At 47.3% G+C, this 17,511-nt stretch carries 12 protein-coding genes; 2 read left to right on the top strand and 10 right to left on the bottom strand.

Annotated elements, in window-relative coordinates; genetic code table 11:
• Window positions 1-150: 150 nt before the first annotated feature.
• The 7 genes from AB1L17_RS24990 to AB1L17_RS24960 form a co-directional block, all read right to left on the bottom strand.
• Entirely contained in the window at window positions 151-1,185 is a 1,035-nt protein-coding gene (locus AB1L17_RS24990; protein ID WP_412847817.1) for an ABC transporter substrate-binding protein, read from the bottom strand.
• Window positions 1,186-1,302: 117 nt separating this feature from the next.
• Entirely contained in the window at window positions 1,303-2,916 is a 1,614-nt protein-coding gene (locus AB1L17_RS24985; RefSeq protein WP_412847816.1) for a helix-turn-helix domain-containing protein, read from the bottom strand.
• Between the two features lie 160 nt (window positions 2,917-3,076).
• Complete coding sequence (fhuB, locus tag AB1L17_RS24980; RefSeq protein WP_412847821.1) at window positions 3,077-5,137, bottom strand: Fe(3+)-hydroxamate ABC transporter permease FhuB; 2,061 nt, start codon at window positions 5,135-5,137, stop codon at window positions 3,077-3,079.
• A 20-nt stretch (window positions 5,138-5,157) separates the two neighbouring features.
• Window positions 5,158-6,177, bottom strand: coding sequence for an ABC transporter substrate-binding protein (locus AB1L17_RS24975; protein WP_412847815.1), 1,020 nt, complete (start codon window positions 6,175-6,177; stop codon window positions 5,158-5,160).
• A gap of 470 nt (window positions 6,178-6,647) precedes the next feature.
• Window positions 6,648-8,525 carry an FtsX-like permease family protein gene (locus tag AB1L17_RS24970; RefSeq protein WP_412847814.1) on the bottom strand — a complete coding sequence of 626 codons (1,878 nt, stop codon included), beginning with the start codon at window positions 8,523-8,525 and terminating at the stop codon, window positions 6,648-6,650.
• A 13-nt stretch (window positions 8,526-8,538) separates the two neighbouring features.
• A complete protein-coding gene (locus AB1L17_RS24965) occupies window positions 8,539-9,306 on the bottom strand; it encodes an ABC transporter ATP-binding protein (RefSeq protein ID WP_412847813.1) in 768 nt (255 codons plus the stop codon).
• A 175-nt stretch (window positions 9,307-9,481) separates the two neighbouring features.
• Window positions 9,482-10,456 carry an ABC transporter substrate-binding protein gene (locus AB1L17_RS24960; protein WP_412847812.1) on the bottom strand — a complete coding sequence of 325 codons (975 nt, stop codon included), beginning with the start codon at window positions 10,454-10,456 and terminating at the stop codon, window positions 9,482-9,484.
• A gap of 215 nt (window positions 10,457-10,671) precedes the next feature.
• On the opposite strand from AB1L17_RS24960, the gene AB1L17_RS24955 reads away from it, so the two are divergent.
• Window positions 10,672-11,247, top strand: coding sequence for a GNAT family N-acetyltransferase (locus tag AB1L17_RS24955; RefSeq protein ID WP_412847811.1), 576 nt, complete (start codon window positions 10,672-10,674; stop codon window positions 11,245-11,247).
• A 62-nt stretch (window positions 11,248-11,309) separates the two neighbouring features.
• Here AB1L17_RS24955 and AB1L17_RS24950 read toward each other — a convergent pair whose 3' ends face one another.
• The 3 genes from AB1L17_RS24950 to AB1L17_RS24940 are packed head-to-tail and all read right to left on the bottom strand — an operon-like array spanning window position 11,310 to window position 16,106.
• Window positions 11,310-12,539, bottom strand: a complete 1,230-nt coding sequence (locus AB1L17_RS24950) for an efflux RND transporter periplasmic adaptor subunit (RefSeq protein ID WP_412847810.1) — start codon at window positions 12,537-12,539, stop codon at window positions 11,310-11,312.
• Between the two features lie 20 nt (window positions 12,540-12,559).
• Window positions 12,560-15,685 carry an efflux RND transporter permease subunit gene (locus AB1L17_RS24945; protein WP_412847809.1) on the bottom strand — a complete coding sequence of 1,042 codons (3,126 nt, stop codon included), beginning with the start codon at window positions 15,683-15,685 and terminating at the stop codon, window positions 12,560-12,562.
• A gap of 37 nt (window positions 15,686-15,722) precedes the next feature.
• Window positions 15,723-16,106 carry a MarR family winged helix-turn-helix transcriptional regulator gene (locus AB1L17_RS24940; RefSeq protein WP_412847808.1) on the bottom strand — a complete coding sequence of 128 codons (384 nt, stop codon included), beginning with the start codon at window positions 16,104-16,106 and terminating at the stop codon, window positions 15,723-15,725.
• Between the two features lie 240 nt (window positions 16,107-16,346).
• Between AB1L17_RS24940 and AB1L17_RS24935 the strand changes: the two genes are divergently transcribed.
• Window positions 16,347-17,501 carry a sensor histidine kinase gene (locus AB1L17_RS24935; RefSeq protein ID WP_412847820.1) on the top strand — a complete coding sequence of 385 codons (1,155 nt, stop codon included), beginning with the start codon at window positions 16,347-16,349 and terminating at the stop codon, window positions 17,499-17,501.
• Window positions 17,502-17,511: the final 10 nt, after the last annotated feature.

The following is a 17,511-nucleotide window of genomic DNA, read 5'->3' as shown; positions in this document are numbered from 1 at the left end:
CAGTAGAATATAGAGAAGCGATTGCCGCCTAAAAAATTTCTCTTTTTTAGTGTCTACTTGACGGGGCTATGACCAACTCATCCCATATTATACCAAAAAGAGACCCCATCCATTCTTCGGATGAGGTCTCTTGCTTTGACTCTTTTTGATTTACTTCACATCGAGGCGTTTCACGATATCATCGAGCAGCAAATTCGCTGCCTTGATGCCGCCTGCTTTGTTCCAGATCGTTTCGTCTACTTGGTAAACTTGATTGGTCTTCGCCACATTCAGTGACTTGAATACTGGGCTTTCCATCCATTTTTTCGCGTTGTTCGCAATGTCTGAAGAGCCTTTCGTTGGCTCTGTTACCCAGTAGAACAGAATGTCCCCGTCCATAGCGGACATGCCTTCTTCACTGATCATTTCTGCAAAGTTGTTTACGTCCTGGGAAGCTGGACGCGCGAGTCCCAATTGATCGAGAAGCACACCGCTAAAGGTATCTTTTTGATAGATCTGTACGCCTTTTTTGGAGAACTTCGCTACGGATACCTTTGTAGAAGCTTTCGGACCCAGCTTTGCTTTCACAGCAGCTACACGGTCGTCGAATTCTTTCAGTACTTGCTCGCCTTCCGCCTTCTTGTTCACTGCTTCTGCGTAGAGTGTGAAGTTGGATTTCCATCTTCCGGACAGTTCTTCAGAGAATACAGTTGGTGCGATTTTGGACAACTGATCATAAATCTTTTCATGACGTACTTTGTTACCAATGATCAAATCAGGGCTCAGGCTCACAATCGCTTCCAGATTCGGCTGGTCTTCGAAGCCCAATACTTCTACACCGACCATCTCATCCTTGATGTGAGGATACCATGGATCTTCATCCCAGGACTGTACAGCAGCGATTGGCTTCACACCAAGAGCAAGTAAAGCTTCTGTACCTTCATTTGTTAAAATAACCACGCGTTCTGGTGTTCCCTTAATTGGAGTGGTCCCCATTGCGTGTTTGACTTCGCGTACTTCATTGGAATCGGCTGGTGCTGTTTGCGCTGGTGCTGGAGTAGCCTCAGTCGTCGTTCCCGATGCAGCTGGCGCCTGCCCTGCTTGATTGGCATTGCCTCCGCAACCGGCAAGGACAACCAGCATGCACAGCGCGAAGAAGCTGGTCATGATGTGGCGCATGGTACGTAAACTGGTCTTGCTTTTCATATCGAGAATGCCCCCACTTCTGCTTATCAACTTAGTGATAACAATTATCAATTGATAGTATATAGAGACTCCTCTTACTTTTCCATGGACTTGATTATCTATTTCCCATGGACAAGATTACCCTTGTGCTACCGAAAGAAAATACGCAGTGCTCTTTTGAATCGTATGCTCTCTGCCGAACGGTCCCCACGGGTCCCACTCGTGATTGGCAGGATGGTACACTTTGTTTTCCCGAACAGCCCGTAATTCTCTCCACAACGGGTTGTTCCATAGTGCTGCCACATGCTCTCGTTCACTCCAGAATACGATGATTCTCTCCGGGTTCAATTCGATCAGATCGTTGAGCGCATGCGGTTTATAGGCTGCGTGGGTCACATTAGGGTCAGGCTGAAATCCAAGCTTGTGATAAAACAAGTCAGCGAGGGCGTGTCCCTCTACGCCATACAGCCGTACCTCATCCGCAAGCACGCGAATCATCGTCCATTCACCCGTGCGTGTAACAGGCAATAGTGCATCTCTTGCTTGCTTTTCCACTTTGTCGATGTGCTTGATGATTCTCTCTGCCTGACTCTCTTTATTGAAGAGCGTCGCCAATTTGGTTTGGTAGTCAATCCAGTTCGGATAGCCGTCGAAGGAGACCGTTCCTTTTATTTTCTCCCAGTCCCCTGCCTCCCTATTATGGAAAAAGTTCATCCTGACAATTACATCAGGCGACAAGGTCAAAATCTCTTGCGGATCAATCAGCTGCTCGGCATTCAATGCTTTTGTCCCTCGCAGCTTTTGCTGCAAATAGGATGGAAAGCCCGTCCTGGTTTCGAAGTAGTTCGGGAAGGAAGGCGCTGCAATCGGCTGAATTCCCATCGCCAGAAAATGATCCTGCAAAAACAGCTTGCTTACCACGACTACCCGCTGATCTCTTTGCTTCATATAGATTTGTGGTGACAAGCCCTCTCGTTTTTTGAACAATCTACTAAAATACAGCTCGTCCGAATATCCTACGCTGCGAGCAACATCCTTCACACTTCCCGTACGATGGGAAAGCAGCTCCTTGGCGTGCTCCATCCGCAGCCCAGTCAAATACTCTCCGGGCGTCATCCCAGTCGCACGTTTAAAAGCCCGACAATAAGAGCTGGGGGTCAAACCCGCCAGCTTGGGCAGGCTCCCTAATTCCAGTGAGTCCCGGTAGTGTTTTTTCATGTAGGCAATCGTCTCTTCAACGGCTCCATTGCCCTTTTCCTCTTTCTTTTTATGCTCGTCATGGACAGCGCCAAACAGCTCGTAGAGCAACGCTTGGCTGCGCAAATAGGAAGAGTAGTCCCGTTTCCGTGTCAAAAGGGAGAGCTCCTCCAATATCACGATAAACGAAGCAGGAGTCGAAACAGTCATGACCTCTGCTTCCTTCCCGTCTTCCGAACCTGCCTGCATGAGATCGTGATCGCTCTGATTCTGATTGCGTCTCACTTCTGTGTAATGCAGCCTGTATATGTGCAGCGGTCCTGTTTGACACCGCATTTGTTCTATCTTCGTCATTGGGCGCAACAGCAAGAGCTTTCCGGTGTCGAGCACATGCTTTTGACCATCCACAGTAATCTCTGCGCTTCCTTCTGCCACATAGCAAAGGACATGGGTGTCTACCTCCACCTGATGCAGGTGAAAATCTTTCAATCGTTGTTTGCGAAAAGCAGTCATGAAAAAGCCAGGATAATCCTGATAAATCGTCAACAGACTCACACCCTTCTAACAGCAGCCAATTTTTACGTAAAGGTAAGAAGAAATGGCTTATTACAGCAAGAAAAAAAGTAGACAAGCTGACTACCTTACATCAGCTTGATCTACTTTTCATCATGTTGGAGTTCATCGTATTTGGCAAGTCCAAAAAGTGCCTGCCTATCTATTGGGAGGAACGAGACGAACGGAACATCAGCAGAAACAGATATGGTGCGCCTAGCAACGCCACTACGACTCCCGCCGGAATGTCTTTCGGGATCATGACGATCCTTCCTAGCAAATCAGCAGCAGCCAGCAATACAGCTCCAAGCATAGCTGAGACGACAACTGCACGGCGATGATGAGGTCCAACCAGCATACGTGCCGCATGCGGAGCGAGAAGACCGATAAATCCTACGGCTCCGACACTGGCAACTGCTGCTGAAGCGAGCAGCACGGCAATGACTGCCACACTTAGTCTCGTCATCCGAACCTTTAACCCCAATCCGGTCGAGCTCTCGTCGTTAAATGACAAGAGGTCCACCCGACGTCCTAACCACCACGCCATCGGTGCTAAAACGAGGATCGCAGGCAACAGGCGGCCTACTTCCATCCATCCCCTCCCATAAGTACTTCCTGCCAGCCATGTGAGTGCAGGCGCTGCCAAGATCATGGAATGTACAATCAAGATATTGATAAGAGCGGCACCTGCGGCAGAAACCGCAATACCTACAAGCGTCAAGATGATTGGATTGAGTCCCCTTCTCCAAGAGACCGCGTATACAATCGCAGCAGAGATGATTCCCCCTGCAACGGCTCCAAGCGGCATCCAAGCAGAGAGTTGTGGAAACACGAGGAGCACGATAATCGCCCCGACACCCGCACCGCTCGTCACACCGACAATCTGTGGATCAGCCAGCGGATTTCGTACTGCACTCTGCATGAGGCTTCCGCTGATCGCGAGTGCTACACCTGCCAGCATTGCTGTCAACAGTCGCGGCATCCGCAGCTCAAATATCAATTGACTGTACATCTCGTTTCCTTGTCCCATGAAAATGGCGATGATCTCTGTCCAAGGCAGGTACAAGTTTCCGCTAGACAAACTGAGCATCCAAACCAATACAAGCAGCACAGCAAGCGTGCACACAATCAACGGATACGAAACTTTGCGTTGCGCTCCTCCGACGCTCATCGAGCCACCTATCCCGGCACTCATACTGCGCGAGACTCGCAATGCCAGCCAGATCAACCATGGTCCACCAATAGCTGCCGTGATGGCTCCTGCCGGAAGCTCACCATAATGATTGATAAACATACGGGCAATCGTATCGGAAGCCACAAGCAGCGCTGCCCCCCAGATGGCACATAGCGGCAGCAGCCATCTATGCTGGGTGATGCCTGACAATCGCACCAAATGCGGAGCCACGAGTCCGATGAAACCGATTGGCCCGACCACACTGACACTGACGCACGTAACCAAGATCGCAATAAACATGGTGAAAAGTCGTGTTTTTGCTACCTTTTGTCCCAATGATTTCGCCGTTTCTTCATTAAAGGTAAGTACATCAAGCTGCCTGGACATGAAAATGCTGACCAAAATCCCGGCTACAATCCAAGGCCAACTGAATTCTACGCCTGACCAGTCATTTTGCTTCAAAGAGCCTGAGCCCCAGAGGAAAATGCCATTGGTCGTTTCTTCATTAAACAAGATGATGGCACTCGTCAAGGAGGAGTACACCAAGGTCACAATCATCCCGGACAATGCCACACGTACTGGCGTACCTTTTCGCCCGCCAGACATGAAGTATACGGTAACGGCTGCGAGTATTCCGCCAGCCATCGCAAAGGGAAGCGGGTGTTCATGCAGGAATGATGGCCAAAAAACCATCCCGAACACCACGAAGAAATAGGCACCCGCATTTACGCCCAATGTCGTTTCCGACGCGAGCGGATTTCGTGTCACCGTCTGCATCAAAGCCCCTGCAATCGCCAATGCTGCACCAGACAAAAGCCCCATGACCGTTCTCGGAAGCCTGACACCTTGTATCATATGGTGATCGGAAATATCCTGCGGAGCAATAATGGCCTGTACGACAGAGCGCAGAGAAATGTCTGCCATCCCCTGTGTCAAGCTGACAAATGTAAGCACTAACAGAGCGACAAGTCCACTCCCTACCATCAAGAACAATCTCCAGCCCCCTCTTTGTGAGGAAGTGGCTGGAGCGATGTCAGTTCGTGTGAACATTTTATTTTTGGCTAAACTCATTATTTTGCCAACAGATCAACAGCTTTATTCGCGAGAATCTTTGCAGACATGGTACCACCATACGGCCACATATCTCCGCCCAGAGCATAGACGCGATTTTCTTTCACGAATGTAAGACCGTTCCAAACTGGGTTGTTCTTCAATTGATTCTCAATCACGTTGTCATCATTTTGAATGATATGGAGGAAATTCGCATCCTGCAACGCTGGAAGTGCTTCCACATCTGCAAGTGTCATTCCGTTTTGCTCAAATTTCTTGGGCTTATACTTATTCGTCAAACCAATATTAATCAAGATGCTTGCTGCTGTAGAGTTATCCGTAGACAAACGGAATTCTACTGCATTTTGACTGCTATAGCCCATCGCGAGAACGAATGGAACTTTATCTGCACCAGCTTTGGCCAGTTTTTCTTTTGCTTCTGCATACGTTTTGTCGAGGTCTTTCAAAGCGGCTTCGGCTTCTGCATTTTTACCCGTGATATCGGCAATTTGCTTGAAGATCTCGATCATTCGATCATATTGTGATCCCTGACCTTCAGCAGGATTCGTATCAAACGCAATCGTTGGAGCAATTTTGCTCATTTCGTCGTAATTCGCTTCCACATTTCGTTTAATACCGATAATCAAATCTGGCTTCAACATCATGATCGATTCCAGGTTTGGGGAAGTACGGCTCCCTACATCCACTACTTCTGGAGCAATCTCCACAGGGAGCTTCACCCATTTTTTCATATTCGGAATATCTGCAATCCCTACAGGCTGAATACCAAGAGCCAACAAATGCTCTACTGAGCTCCATTCCAATGCAACGATACGCTTAGGAGTGCCTTTGATCGTCGACTCTCCCATCGTGTGCTTCACTGTGCGCACTTGCTCTTCAGCCGGCTTCGCCGCGTCAGGCTGAGCTGTAGCAGCCTGGTTGGAACCGGATTGTGCAGTTGACCCTGCATTGCCGCAGGCAGCGAGTAGCAGCATCGCAGACAAAAATACAAGCAGCACTGGTAGTTTCATAAGACGCATGAAAAATTTCCCCCTTATTTTTCTAGGTGGTACTTCAATTGATAAAGGATGTTAACATGATGGACACATCTTCCAGTAGTTTATGATAATGATTATCATTATCTTTGTCAACGGAGGAATGTGCTAATTCTTTTCTGTTTTCCAACTGTTGTGATCTGGAAGTAGCTTCTTGAAGTCACTTTCAAGTTATTAACCAAAGCTGCGCAGAAGAAGCGCATTTCCAGTCCAAGCGCCTCTGGAGCCCGACAAAGCGGAGGGCTGAATGGAGGGAGTGCTTTTAGCTTCAACTCTGCGAATACCTCATCGATACTTCTACTTTTGAAGCGGCTCCCGCCATTCAGCCAGGAGCGGACAGTCCAACCCACAGCGGGGCGTAGGCCGAAGCGTAGACTGGAAATGCGCTTCTTCCCCCACAATAAGCTCCGTATAAAACACCAAAAAATCCCCCTCAAGTGAGGAGGATCAATGATTTAAGCTTCTTTTGGCATAACGATCCCTCGATAAAGCTGAACCGTAATGTAATAGTAAATCGCGTAGATCACAACGAAAATCAGAGTTGGAATCCAGATGTTCAGGTACGGGTCCAAAAGGATGAACGAGAACATCTCCATACCGATCAATACGTGCATCAGCCCGATAATCGCCGGGAAGATGAATACCATGAACAGCTCTTTGTAGATCGATCCTACGAGCAACGATTGACGTACGCCGATTTTTCTCAGCATGCTGTAGCGGTCTTTATCACGAGCAGCCCCGGACAAGATTTTGAACATCAGGCAGCTCGCCATCATCGCCAGGAAGGCAATTCCGAGGAAGAAGCCCATGAACATCGTTCCGCTTGTGAAAATATACATGCCCGCATACGTGCTGTATTTGGAAGACGTATATACTTCTTCTACTTTCACATTGACGACAGACGCAATCAATTGCTTTTGACGCTCATCCATCGCTTTTAGATCCTGCGTGTATTTTAAATAGTCGTCCACTTGGGCAAGGAGAACCTTGTGTTCACTGCCAGTGATCCCCTCATACGTTGCCTGATCGACGATGCGGACAGATTTTCCCTCCAACATCTGATAGTTGACGAAATTGGTAGCGATCGCTTTTTCCCAATCCGCGGGAACCGGATCGATTTTCCCTCTCTCTTCCTCTGTCGCATTCATGACATACACATTTTTAGGCAATGGCTCTGTCACGAGCTTTGGCTTGTTTTCGGAAGAGTAGTTTTGAATGCTGTTTGTGGAAATCAGCAACGGATTTGCCAGCAAGTCATCTTTCAGGTAGTAAAGCGACTTGTCATCGACTTTGTATCGATACGTATTTTGCGCAAGGACGTTCATTTTGTTCAGCGCCTGATAATCCGCTTCAACCGGATCATGCAGGTTCACGTCATACACATGGAACACCGTAGTAAACAAGTTGACGTTTTGCTGGAACGCCAAGCCCCCTGCCATCGCCCCGACACCAAGCCCGATCAGCATGGCTACTGTTCCGAGGATTTTGGTCAGGTTGTTCACCCGAAAGCGCAGCTGGGCGAAGGTGAATGCGTTCAGCTTGCTATCATTCAGCTTTTTATTTTTCTTCAAAGCCTGTACAAGAACAGGCAAGAGCGAGATGAAAATCAAGTACGTCCCGATGGTGCATGAAATAGCCCCGACGATAAAGCCGAGTGCTTGCAGGTACATAATCATGTGCAAGCATGTATAGCCCAGAGCCAACAGAATAACACCAAGGATAGCGACCAAAACCGCTCCGATTCCTTTTGACTTGATCGTGTCATTTTGCTGATCGGCACGGATGAGAGCGAGCTCAGTAGCACGTGCCAAACGAATAGCATTGATCGTGGAGGTGATCAGAAAGAGTACGAGGAAGAATCCCCATGTCATCAACACAGCTGGCAGATAAAAAGGATAGTAGCCTTCTGTCGAAATCTCCAACAGATTCATGAGCAAGACGCCGATGCCGCTCGCGAGCACAATACCGACGAGACTACCGATCACCAGGGAAACGATCCCCATTGTCAATGTTTCCAGGAACAAAATCTGGCTGATTTTCCCCTTCTTCGCCCCTAAGACCATGTACATTCCCAGCTCTTTGCGCCGCAGCGAGAGCAGGAATGAGTTCGCATAAAAGATATAGAAAATCGTGATGAACGCCAGCAGGAATGCCCCTACATTGAAAACGATTTGAATCGAAGAGATCATCGAGTTGTTTTTGGTGTAATCAGAATTGAGGGCAAGCGTCTGGAACATGTAAAAAATCGAAATGGAGATGACCAGACCCACGAGCAGAACTAGATAGTCCTTCATCATCTTCCGCATACTGGACAAGGATAGCTTTAAAAGCATGAACCGTTACCTCCTAGCGTACATCATGAGATGCACCTAGCTCGGCCAGTACATCCAGAATTTGTTTGAAAAATTGCTGACGATCACCCGTGCGCTGAATCTCGGTGTACAGCTTGCCGTCCTGAATGAACAGGATTCGTTTGCAATAGCTCGCTGAGAAAGCGTCATGCGTAACCATCATGATCGATACCTGGTGGTTCTCATTCAAATCTGTCATCGTTTCCAGCAAGCTTTTGGCATTCTTCGAGTCGAGGGCGCCCGTCGGTTCGTCAGCCAGCAAAATCGCTGGATCATGCACAAGTGCGCGTGCTGCTGCTGCGCGTTGTTTTTGCCCCCCTGAAATCTGGACCGGATATTTTTGCAAAATCTCTTCAATCCCCAAAGTCTGTGCTACTTTACTTACCTTTGCGGTGATCTCATTGGAAGAAACACCTTGCAGAGACAGCGGCAGTGCAATGTTCTCGTACACGGACAAATTCTCTAGCAGGTTGAAATCCTGAAAGATAAAGCCGAGCTTCTGCGAACGAAAATCTGCGAGCTGGTTACGTTTCATCTGTGTAATGTTCGTGCCCGCGATTTCAATAAAGCCTTCCGTTGGACGATCCAATGTGGAGATGACGTTGAGCAGAGTCGTTTTCCCTGAACCGGATGGTCCCATGATTCCGACGAACTCTCCCTTGTCTATCGTCAGTGACACTCCTTTTAAGGCGTGCGACTGGCTTTCCCCTTTTGTTCCATATACTTTTTGAACGTCTTTCACTTCTAGTACAGCAGTACTCATTCTACGTTCCCCCATTCTTTCTTTTGGCTAGCGTTCGTTGTTTCCGTCGCTATCAACTGTAACCAAATTCCAGAAGAGGAGCTATTGATGTTCCTTACAGTTATCTTTACATTTTGTAAGGTTTATTACGTGGGACGAAAAAAACCATCCGACGAGGGATGGCTTTTGTTGTAAGCTATTTTTTGCTTTTGTTCTCTTCGTGTCTTTTGATCAGCATATCTACGAACATATCAATATGTGCTGTGATTGCGATTGGATCGTAGCGATAGAAGGTATCGAAGTCGTTATAGAAAATCTGATTGTTTTTGGCAGCAGGGGTCGCATTCCAGACAGCGGACTCCTGTAAGGTTTTCAACGCTTCGCTATTTTTTTCCGGGTTGTAGAAAGTCACAAACATATAATCCGCAGCGTATTCTGGCAAGGTTTCCATGGAAAGCTGTACGGTTTGTTCTTTTGATTTGTCTGCATGCGGCATTTTCAGCTTCAAAGCATTGTATACGGTTTGACCGCCGCGCCCTGCGTTGTCGCCGAAGATCCACAAATCTCCTTTGTTCGTCAGCTCATAGAGTCCGACAGTGGCATTCTCATCCACGATGCCTTTCAGCTTTTCACGTCCCCAGGCAGCCTTTTTGTCAAAGTCAGCGATGAACTTGTCTGCCTTTTCTTTGTCCCCAACCACTTCTCCGAACAATTTGACCGTATCGTAAATGTTTGTCGCCGTACCGTACGGGATATATACGGTTGGAGCGATTTTGGACAAGGCTTCATAATTGTCATCATACATGACGACGATGAGGTCAGGAGCGAGCTCCAACGTCTTCTCCACATTGATCCGCGGGTTGCCCACGTCCTGCGCATTTTTTAATTGTTCAACAGTAAACGGGCTTTTGAAAGCTTCCGTCTCTGCACCAATGACGTTTCCGCCTACGGCAATCAACTCGCCTGCGTAGTAGTCGGTCACAATTCGCTGTGGCTTGTCAGGAATCTGGATCGTTCCTTTTGGTGTTTCGATGCTGCGCGTTTTATTCTCAGCAGTTTTATTCTCAGCTGGTGCTGGCGTTGTCGTATTTGCTCCACTGCATGCCGTCAAAAAAAGCGAGAACACAAAAATGACAGCAAGGACAGCTTTTACCGTTTTGTTCGTAAACATGATGAGCCTCCCCTATGTACATTGTAAGACAGATGTAAGAAATGCCATAAACGATATTGATTATCATTATCGACAAAACTATAACAAAGACTATTTTTACTGTCAATCGCCCGAGCTGGGCGAAAAAAGGGGTTCCGTCTCCTCTATGAAGTAGCTTCCATGTCTGTATGCATTGTGCTACTATTTGGAAAAAATTCTTGTCAGGAGTGATCAATTTGTCCATCGAACCACTCTTACTTTCCTTTCCCGAGAGTTTTGAAACGAGTCGCTTACACATCCGAGCTCCCTTGGCTGGAGATGGTCAAATGGTTCACCTGGCACTGACAGAAAGTATAGAAGATTTGCGCCCTTGGATGCCTTGGGCACAAAGTCTTCCCACGGAAGAAAAGTCCGAGGTCAACGTTCGTCAAGCCAGACTGAAATTTTTGGAGCGTTCTGATCTCCGCCTTCATTTGTTCGATAAACACTCGAATCAGCTTGTTGGCTGTAGCGGTCTGCATCGGATCGACTGGGATGCAAGAAACTTTGAGATTGGCTATTGGGTACGTTCTTCATGCAGGGGACAAGGCTACATTACCGAGGCTGTAGCCGGTATTGCGGGCTTTGCAATCCGTGAGCTGCAAGCAAATCGTCTCGTGATCCGCTGTGATTCACGCAACACAGCAAGCTCGCGCGTCGCAGAACGGTCGGGATTTACGTTGGAAGGAATTCTGCGAAAAGACGAACGCGGCATCGATGGCTCGCTCCGTGACACGATGGTCTATGCAAAAGTTCGTGGCATTGATTTTTAAACCTGAACGCAATAGCGAAAAAGAGGCGGTTGAGCTCCGCCTCTTTCTCCTCCCTATTCTCCCTACTCCTGAATACTCACTTTGCCGCCATCTGTAAGCAGCGTCTGTCCTTTTACTACGACCTTTTCCCCATCGGCTACGCCAGACATGACTTCGATCAACTCACTTGTCGAATTACCCGTTGTCACTTCTACTTGCTTGGCTGTTTCCCCTTCCAGTTTGAACACGTATTGTTTCCCTTCGCGATCAAAAACTGCCTTGCGCGGAACGACCAACGCCTTCGCTGTATTTGTGCTTTGTGGGAAAGTAACACTCACGACCATGTCGGACTTCAATTCATTGGAAGGATTCGGGATCGTAATTTCTACTGGATAGGATTTGAGCTGCGAGTCCATAACCGGACTAATCGCCGTTACCTTTGCATCAATCGTTTTTCCTGTTGACTCCACCTTTACTTTTACAACTGTTCCGATCTTCACTTTCGTCACATCCGCTTCGGACAAATTCGCTTTGACCACAAGTGGATTCGTTTTGACTACGGTCACAACAGCTTGCGAGCCTGCCATCTGTCCAACTGCTCCGGTTACACTGGAGACAAATCCGTCGATTGGAGAGAGGACCGTTGCGTTCCCCAATTGCTCACGCGCCTTTTGCAGTCTGACTTCAGACTCATTTACACTCGCTGCTGATACTTGCACGTTTGTTTTTTGCTTCGCACTTTGCAGCTTTTGCTTGGCATTGTCATAGGCAATCTGGGCTTTTGCAAGATTTGAATTTGCCTCTTCCATTTTGTCAGCAGCAACCGCTCCTTCTGCAAACAGCTGCTGATTACGTTGCTGATTCAGTTTTGCGTCAGCTAGCGCTCTTTCTTTTTCCGTCAAATCATTTTGTGCTTCCACCAAGTCCTGGTCAGCGGTGCTGCCTGATTGCGTCAAATTCGCTTTCGCTACCCGGAGAGCAGCCTCTTGTTCTCTTACGCTGTTAGACAGTTCACTCGTATCGATAGTAAACAAGATTTGACCTTTTGTTACGGGCTGACCCAGCTTTACTGGCAGAGACGCAATTTTTCCGCTGGATACGGGTGACATTTGCACTTCTTCACTTGGTGCCAATTTTGCTGTCAGTCCAGACTCAGAGGTGACCACGCCGTGTGCCACCGTTGCAACCTGTACAGGGGTAACCGTATCTTCTGGTACAGCAGCAGTCGTCGCTGCATCCTCCTGACTTGCGCAGCCTGTGATCAAGGTAAAGGCAAGTAACGCCGCGATCGCGATTCTTTTATTCCTAAACATGTATGGTTCCTCCTCTTTCCTCATCCGTTTTTCGTTTCCAAAGTGGCAATCATTTTCTTTTCCTGTTTTTGCTTACGCTTGTTCCGTCTCTTCCGTCCCATCTCGTCAAACGATACGGTAACCACAGGCACCAATACCAGTGTGATCAAGGTGGAGAAAATCAGGCCATACATAACTGCTGTTGCCATTGGCGCCTGAAACTCCAACCCTGCACCTGCCGCAACAGAAAGCGGAGCAATAGCCATAATCGTCGTGATGGTGGTCATCAGGATCGGACGCAGACGAGCAGGCCCTGCATGCAAAATCGCTTCATGTAACTCCCAGCCCTTTGCTCGCAATTGATTGATCAAGTCGATTAACACAATCGCATTGTTTACTACCAGACCGATCAGCAAAATATACCCGATCAAAACAGATACAGTGATAGGCGTACCTGTAAACAACAATCCCAATATGACCCCAGTAAGGCTCGGAGGGACCGAGAACATAATGATGAATGGGCTGAAAAACGATTCAAATTGAGCAGCCATAACCATGTAGACGAGAACGACTGACAAGAGAATCGCGAGACCCAGATTCACAAAAGACGTCATCATGTCATCGCCTTGCCCGCCGATTTTGATCGTGTATCCATCCGGAACATTCAGCTTTTGGATGATACGATTAATATCATTGACAGCTGTCTGCAGGTTAGTCCCGTTGAAATCGCTTGTGACCGTCACTTCCCGCGTCATGTTTTTGCGGTTAATCGATGGTGGTACATCAACTTTGCTGATGGTTGCAACGGAGGTGAGACTGACTTGAGCGCCATTCGGCGTGGAAATACGCAGATTCTTCAAGTAATTAATATCTTCCTTATAGTTTTCTGGCAGCTTGAGATTAATATCAACTTCATCTTCGCCTGTACGATACTGCGTAACCGTTTGACCGTGGAAAGAAGTTCGCACAGCAGTCAAGATTTCATTTGTGGTCAATCCGTACAAGCTCGCCTTCTCCGTATGAACCTTCACATCGAACTCCCGGCTCATTTCCTGGACGCTGCTAGATACGTTCATCGTACCAGCTACCTTCTCGACTTCACCTTTCAAAATCTCGCTCAGTTCCGTTAAGACATTCAGATCGTCTCCGTGTATCTCGAGTAAGATAGGCGATCCGCCTCCCGCACCACCGTCTTCAGCTTTTACCGTTATTTCTGCACCTGCAATATGTTTGAGTTGCCCCTGCAGATCGACAGCAATGTCTTTGGAAGATCGTTGTCTCGTAGAAAGCTCTCCTAGATCCAGCATAATTGATGCATTATGAGATTCTGGTGCGCCACTCTCCGCACTCGTACTCCCAATTGAGGATTGGGCCAATCTCTTCTCTGGCACCTTATTAATCACTTCTTCTACCTGTTTTGTCACTTTTTCTGTTTCCGTCAAAACGGTACCCTTTGGCAGCTTAATATTTACTCGTACAAGCCCTTGATCCATCTCCGGGAAGAATCCTGCCCCGAGTGATGGCACGAGTAGAAGGGAGCCAAGCAGCATGGCAAAAGCCGTTCCGATCACTGTTTTTCGACGTCCCAATGCCCATTTAAGTACCTTGCCATAGCCTTTTTCTACCTTGCTGAAGCCGATGTTAAACCAGATCAGTGGATTTACGCCCCGATAGTTTTCATGATGCGTATGCTCCGGTATTTTTTTCAACATGCGCGCACTCATCATCGGAACGAGCAAGAACGTGAATACGAGTGCTGCGACGTGTGAGTAAACGACCGTCAAGGCTAATGGGGCGAATAGTTCGGCAACCATACCTTCTGTCAGCGCAATCGGCAAGAAAACACAAATTTGCGCTAATGCGGAAGCCATCACCGCGGTTCCTACTTCTTTGGAACCGATGAATGCCGCTTCCATCATACTCTTGCCCTGTTCCCGCTGACGGAATATGTTCTCCAGCATAACGACCGCAAAGTCTACTAATGACCCTAATCCAAGCGTAAGACCTGCCAAGGAAATCAGGTTGATCGTTTGACCTGTCATGTACATCAAGAGGAACGTAGAGATGATCGATACAGGCAAGACAATCACTGCAATCAGCATAGACGACAGACTGCCCAAGAAGAGGTACAGCATGAGTACACCAATAGCACCACCTGCCAGAGCGTGTACAGCCGTATTGTTTACAGAACTCTCAACGTATATGGAAGTATCAAAGACAATGCGTGTTTCTACACCGTGTGGAAGTACGCTATTAATCTTCTCCAGCTCAGCTTTTACTTCTTTTGCAATGGTAATGGTATTACCGCCGGTGCCTTTTACTACGCTAATCCCTAGGCTCGGCTTTCCATCGATGTAACTCAGCTGAGTCAATTCTTTGACGGTATCTGTTACTTTGGCGATATCACCCAATCGGATGAAACCCGTTCCTATTGAAATCGGCGTAAGGGCAATTGAATCGACATTGGTGAACTCCCCTTGCACACGAATGCTGGTCTTTTCGTCGCCTTCCCGTATCGCTCCGGCTGATCCGGATACATTGCTTTCCTCTAGTGCCGACCTAATTTTATCCAGTGTCAATCCATACGCGGCTAGTTTGGCTGGATCTACGATGATGTCGACAATTCGCTCTTGCCCGCCAGTGACATTAACAGAAGCAACACCGTTAATTCGTTCCAAACGAGTTTTAATGACATCATCCGCGATTTTTTTCAATTTGTTGATATCTTGCTCTCCCGTAAGAGCCAAGTCAATAATCGCCTGGCTTGACGCATCGTATTTGACTACTCGTGGTGAATCAGCTGTTTTAGGCAAACTCCCTCGGGCTGCGTCCACCTTATCCCTCATGTTAAGTGTAGCTTGATCCATGTCTGTTCCCCATTTGAAACTAAGGGTAACCATGGAGGAGCCATTCACTGAGGTCGATGAAATTTTATCCAAATGCGGAACCGTACCTAATGAATCTTCGAGCGGTTTGGTAATCAATTTTTCTACCTCAGCCGGAGAAGCACCCTCCATGGTAGTAATGACTGAGGCGGACGGAAAAGTCAGTGATGGCATCAGTTCGATAGCCAAGCGCGGGAAGGTAACCATGCCGAAAATAAAGATGGCTACGGAAATGATAATCATCGTGACTGGACGTTTAATGGACAGTTCGGATATATTCAAAATCTTCTCACCTCTTTAGTTATAGGAAGCTGACGTATCAGCTCAAAATTTCTTTTTCCAAAATAAGCTCGCGCAAGGAATGAAGCGATACAGGCGAGCAAGTATTTCCCTCTTGCAGCTTCCTATTCGCTGGTACTCTTTCCGTCAATGCTGCCCACACAATTCGCCGATCCGATTTATCACGAAATCTGCGCACCAAGTTCATCTGCTCCAGCCGACTGATTAATCCTGAGGTCGTACTATAGGAAAGATCGATCGCCTTGCTGATCTCACCCATTGTCTTCGGGCTTATCGCGATTTGCTCAAGAATGAGAACTTGCTGCCAGGTAATATCACTGGAGTCCAATGCTTGCATGGAAAGTGTGGAAAATACGGTGCTCGTTTCCCGTAGAATCTTCGCTAACTGAAACAGTTCGTTCATAAAAGCCTCCCTAACCATTCTCTTATTTTTCTAACCGTCAACGCTCGGGGTGTTCCCTCCACAGATCACATTTTACTTATACGTTCGGTTCAGGAAGTCTATCGGAAAGTTAAATTATGGATATCCATTTTATATATCCAGAGATGTAAGACCCTCTATCCGTAGATAGACGACACCCCATGCTAAAATGAAACTATAATGGTTATACATTCCAGAAAGGAGGCTGCCTTCTTGAACAGCATGAAAGCATCCATACAATCACGTTTGTTGCTTATTTGTTTTTTTAGTTTGAACTTATTTTTTCTCATTCCGAATGCATACGCTCATGAGACCACCATTCCATTTATCATCTCGCTCGTCATCATCTTCTGCTTCGTCCTGATGTTTCTTCGTCCAAAAAAGAATTGGAAGCCCTATCAAACAGACATTGCCACGATCGTTCTAGGTACTGTGATATTTGTAAAGTCTCTCATTGTTGGCGAAGAGATCGGTTTATCATTGCCATTAGTGGCCTTTATTGGTTATTACATGCATGAACGCCGAGCCTTGTACTATGTGACCTTTTTTGGGATATGTGCCTCTTCTTCTATTTACTTTGATGAAGCTTATGGCTTTGAAGTAGTGATCACCTATATCCTCTCCTATATCGGATGGTATATCGGCGCACGAGGATTTTCGCTTCAAAATCACGCAAAGGAAGCGAGTCAGAAGCATCTACAACAATTACAAGAGGCGCATGATGAACTCCAGGAGGCCCATTCTGAACTTCAAGAGGCCTCTGTTAATACACTTCGCGCTGCTGTTCTGGAGGAGCGAACCAGAATCGCCCGCGATGTTCACGACGCCTTGGGGCACAGTCTCACCTCGTTAATCGTTCAGTTGAATGCTTTGAAATACATGCTGCAAGGAGGACCGAGTGATGCTCAAGAAGCCGTACGAAGCATGCTTGCCGTATCCAAGCAAAGCCTTGAGGATATACGCTCGTCGGTGCATACATTAGCTGCAGATAAATCCTCTTTGGGAATCACACCACTGCGCATTCTCTTATCGCGAGCCCAGCAGCATACCGGTATCAAAATAGAGCTGATCAGTCCCGATCCGGACCTTCCCCTCTCTCAGCACATGACCATCACGCTTTACCGGATTCTCCAAGAAGCGATCACCAATTCCTTGCGACATTCTGATGCAACAGAGATTTTCATCACAATTGAAAAAAAACAAAATATCATTTTCCTGTCTATTTGGGATAACGGGAATATTACCAATCACAAAAAAATAATACCGGGCTTTGGCTTATCAGGTATGTCTGAACGCGCCAAACAATTGAACGGAACCCTTACCTATTCCGTTCGAGAGCCTCATGGTTTTCAAATAGACATGAGTTTTCCGCTTTGATAAACGAAAG

This window comes from Brevibacillus jepli (assembly GCF_047229145.1).
Lineage (GTDB): Bacteria > Bacillota > Bacilli > Brevibacillales > Brevibacillaceae > Brevibacillus.
Note: the sequence above shows the minus strand (reverse complement) of the source record. Positions and strands in the feature narration are given on the sequence as shown.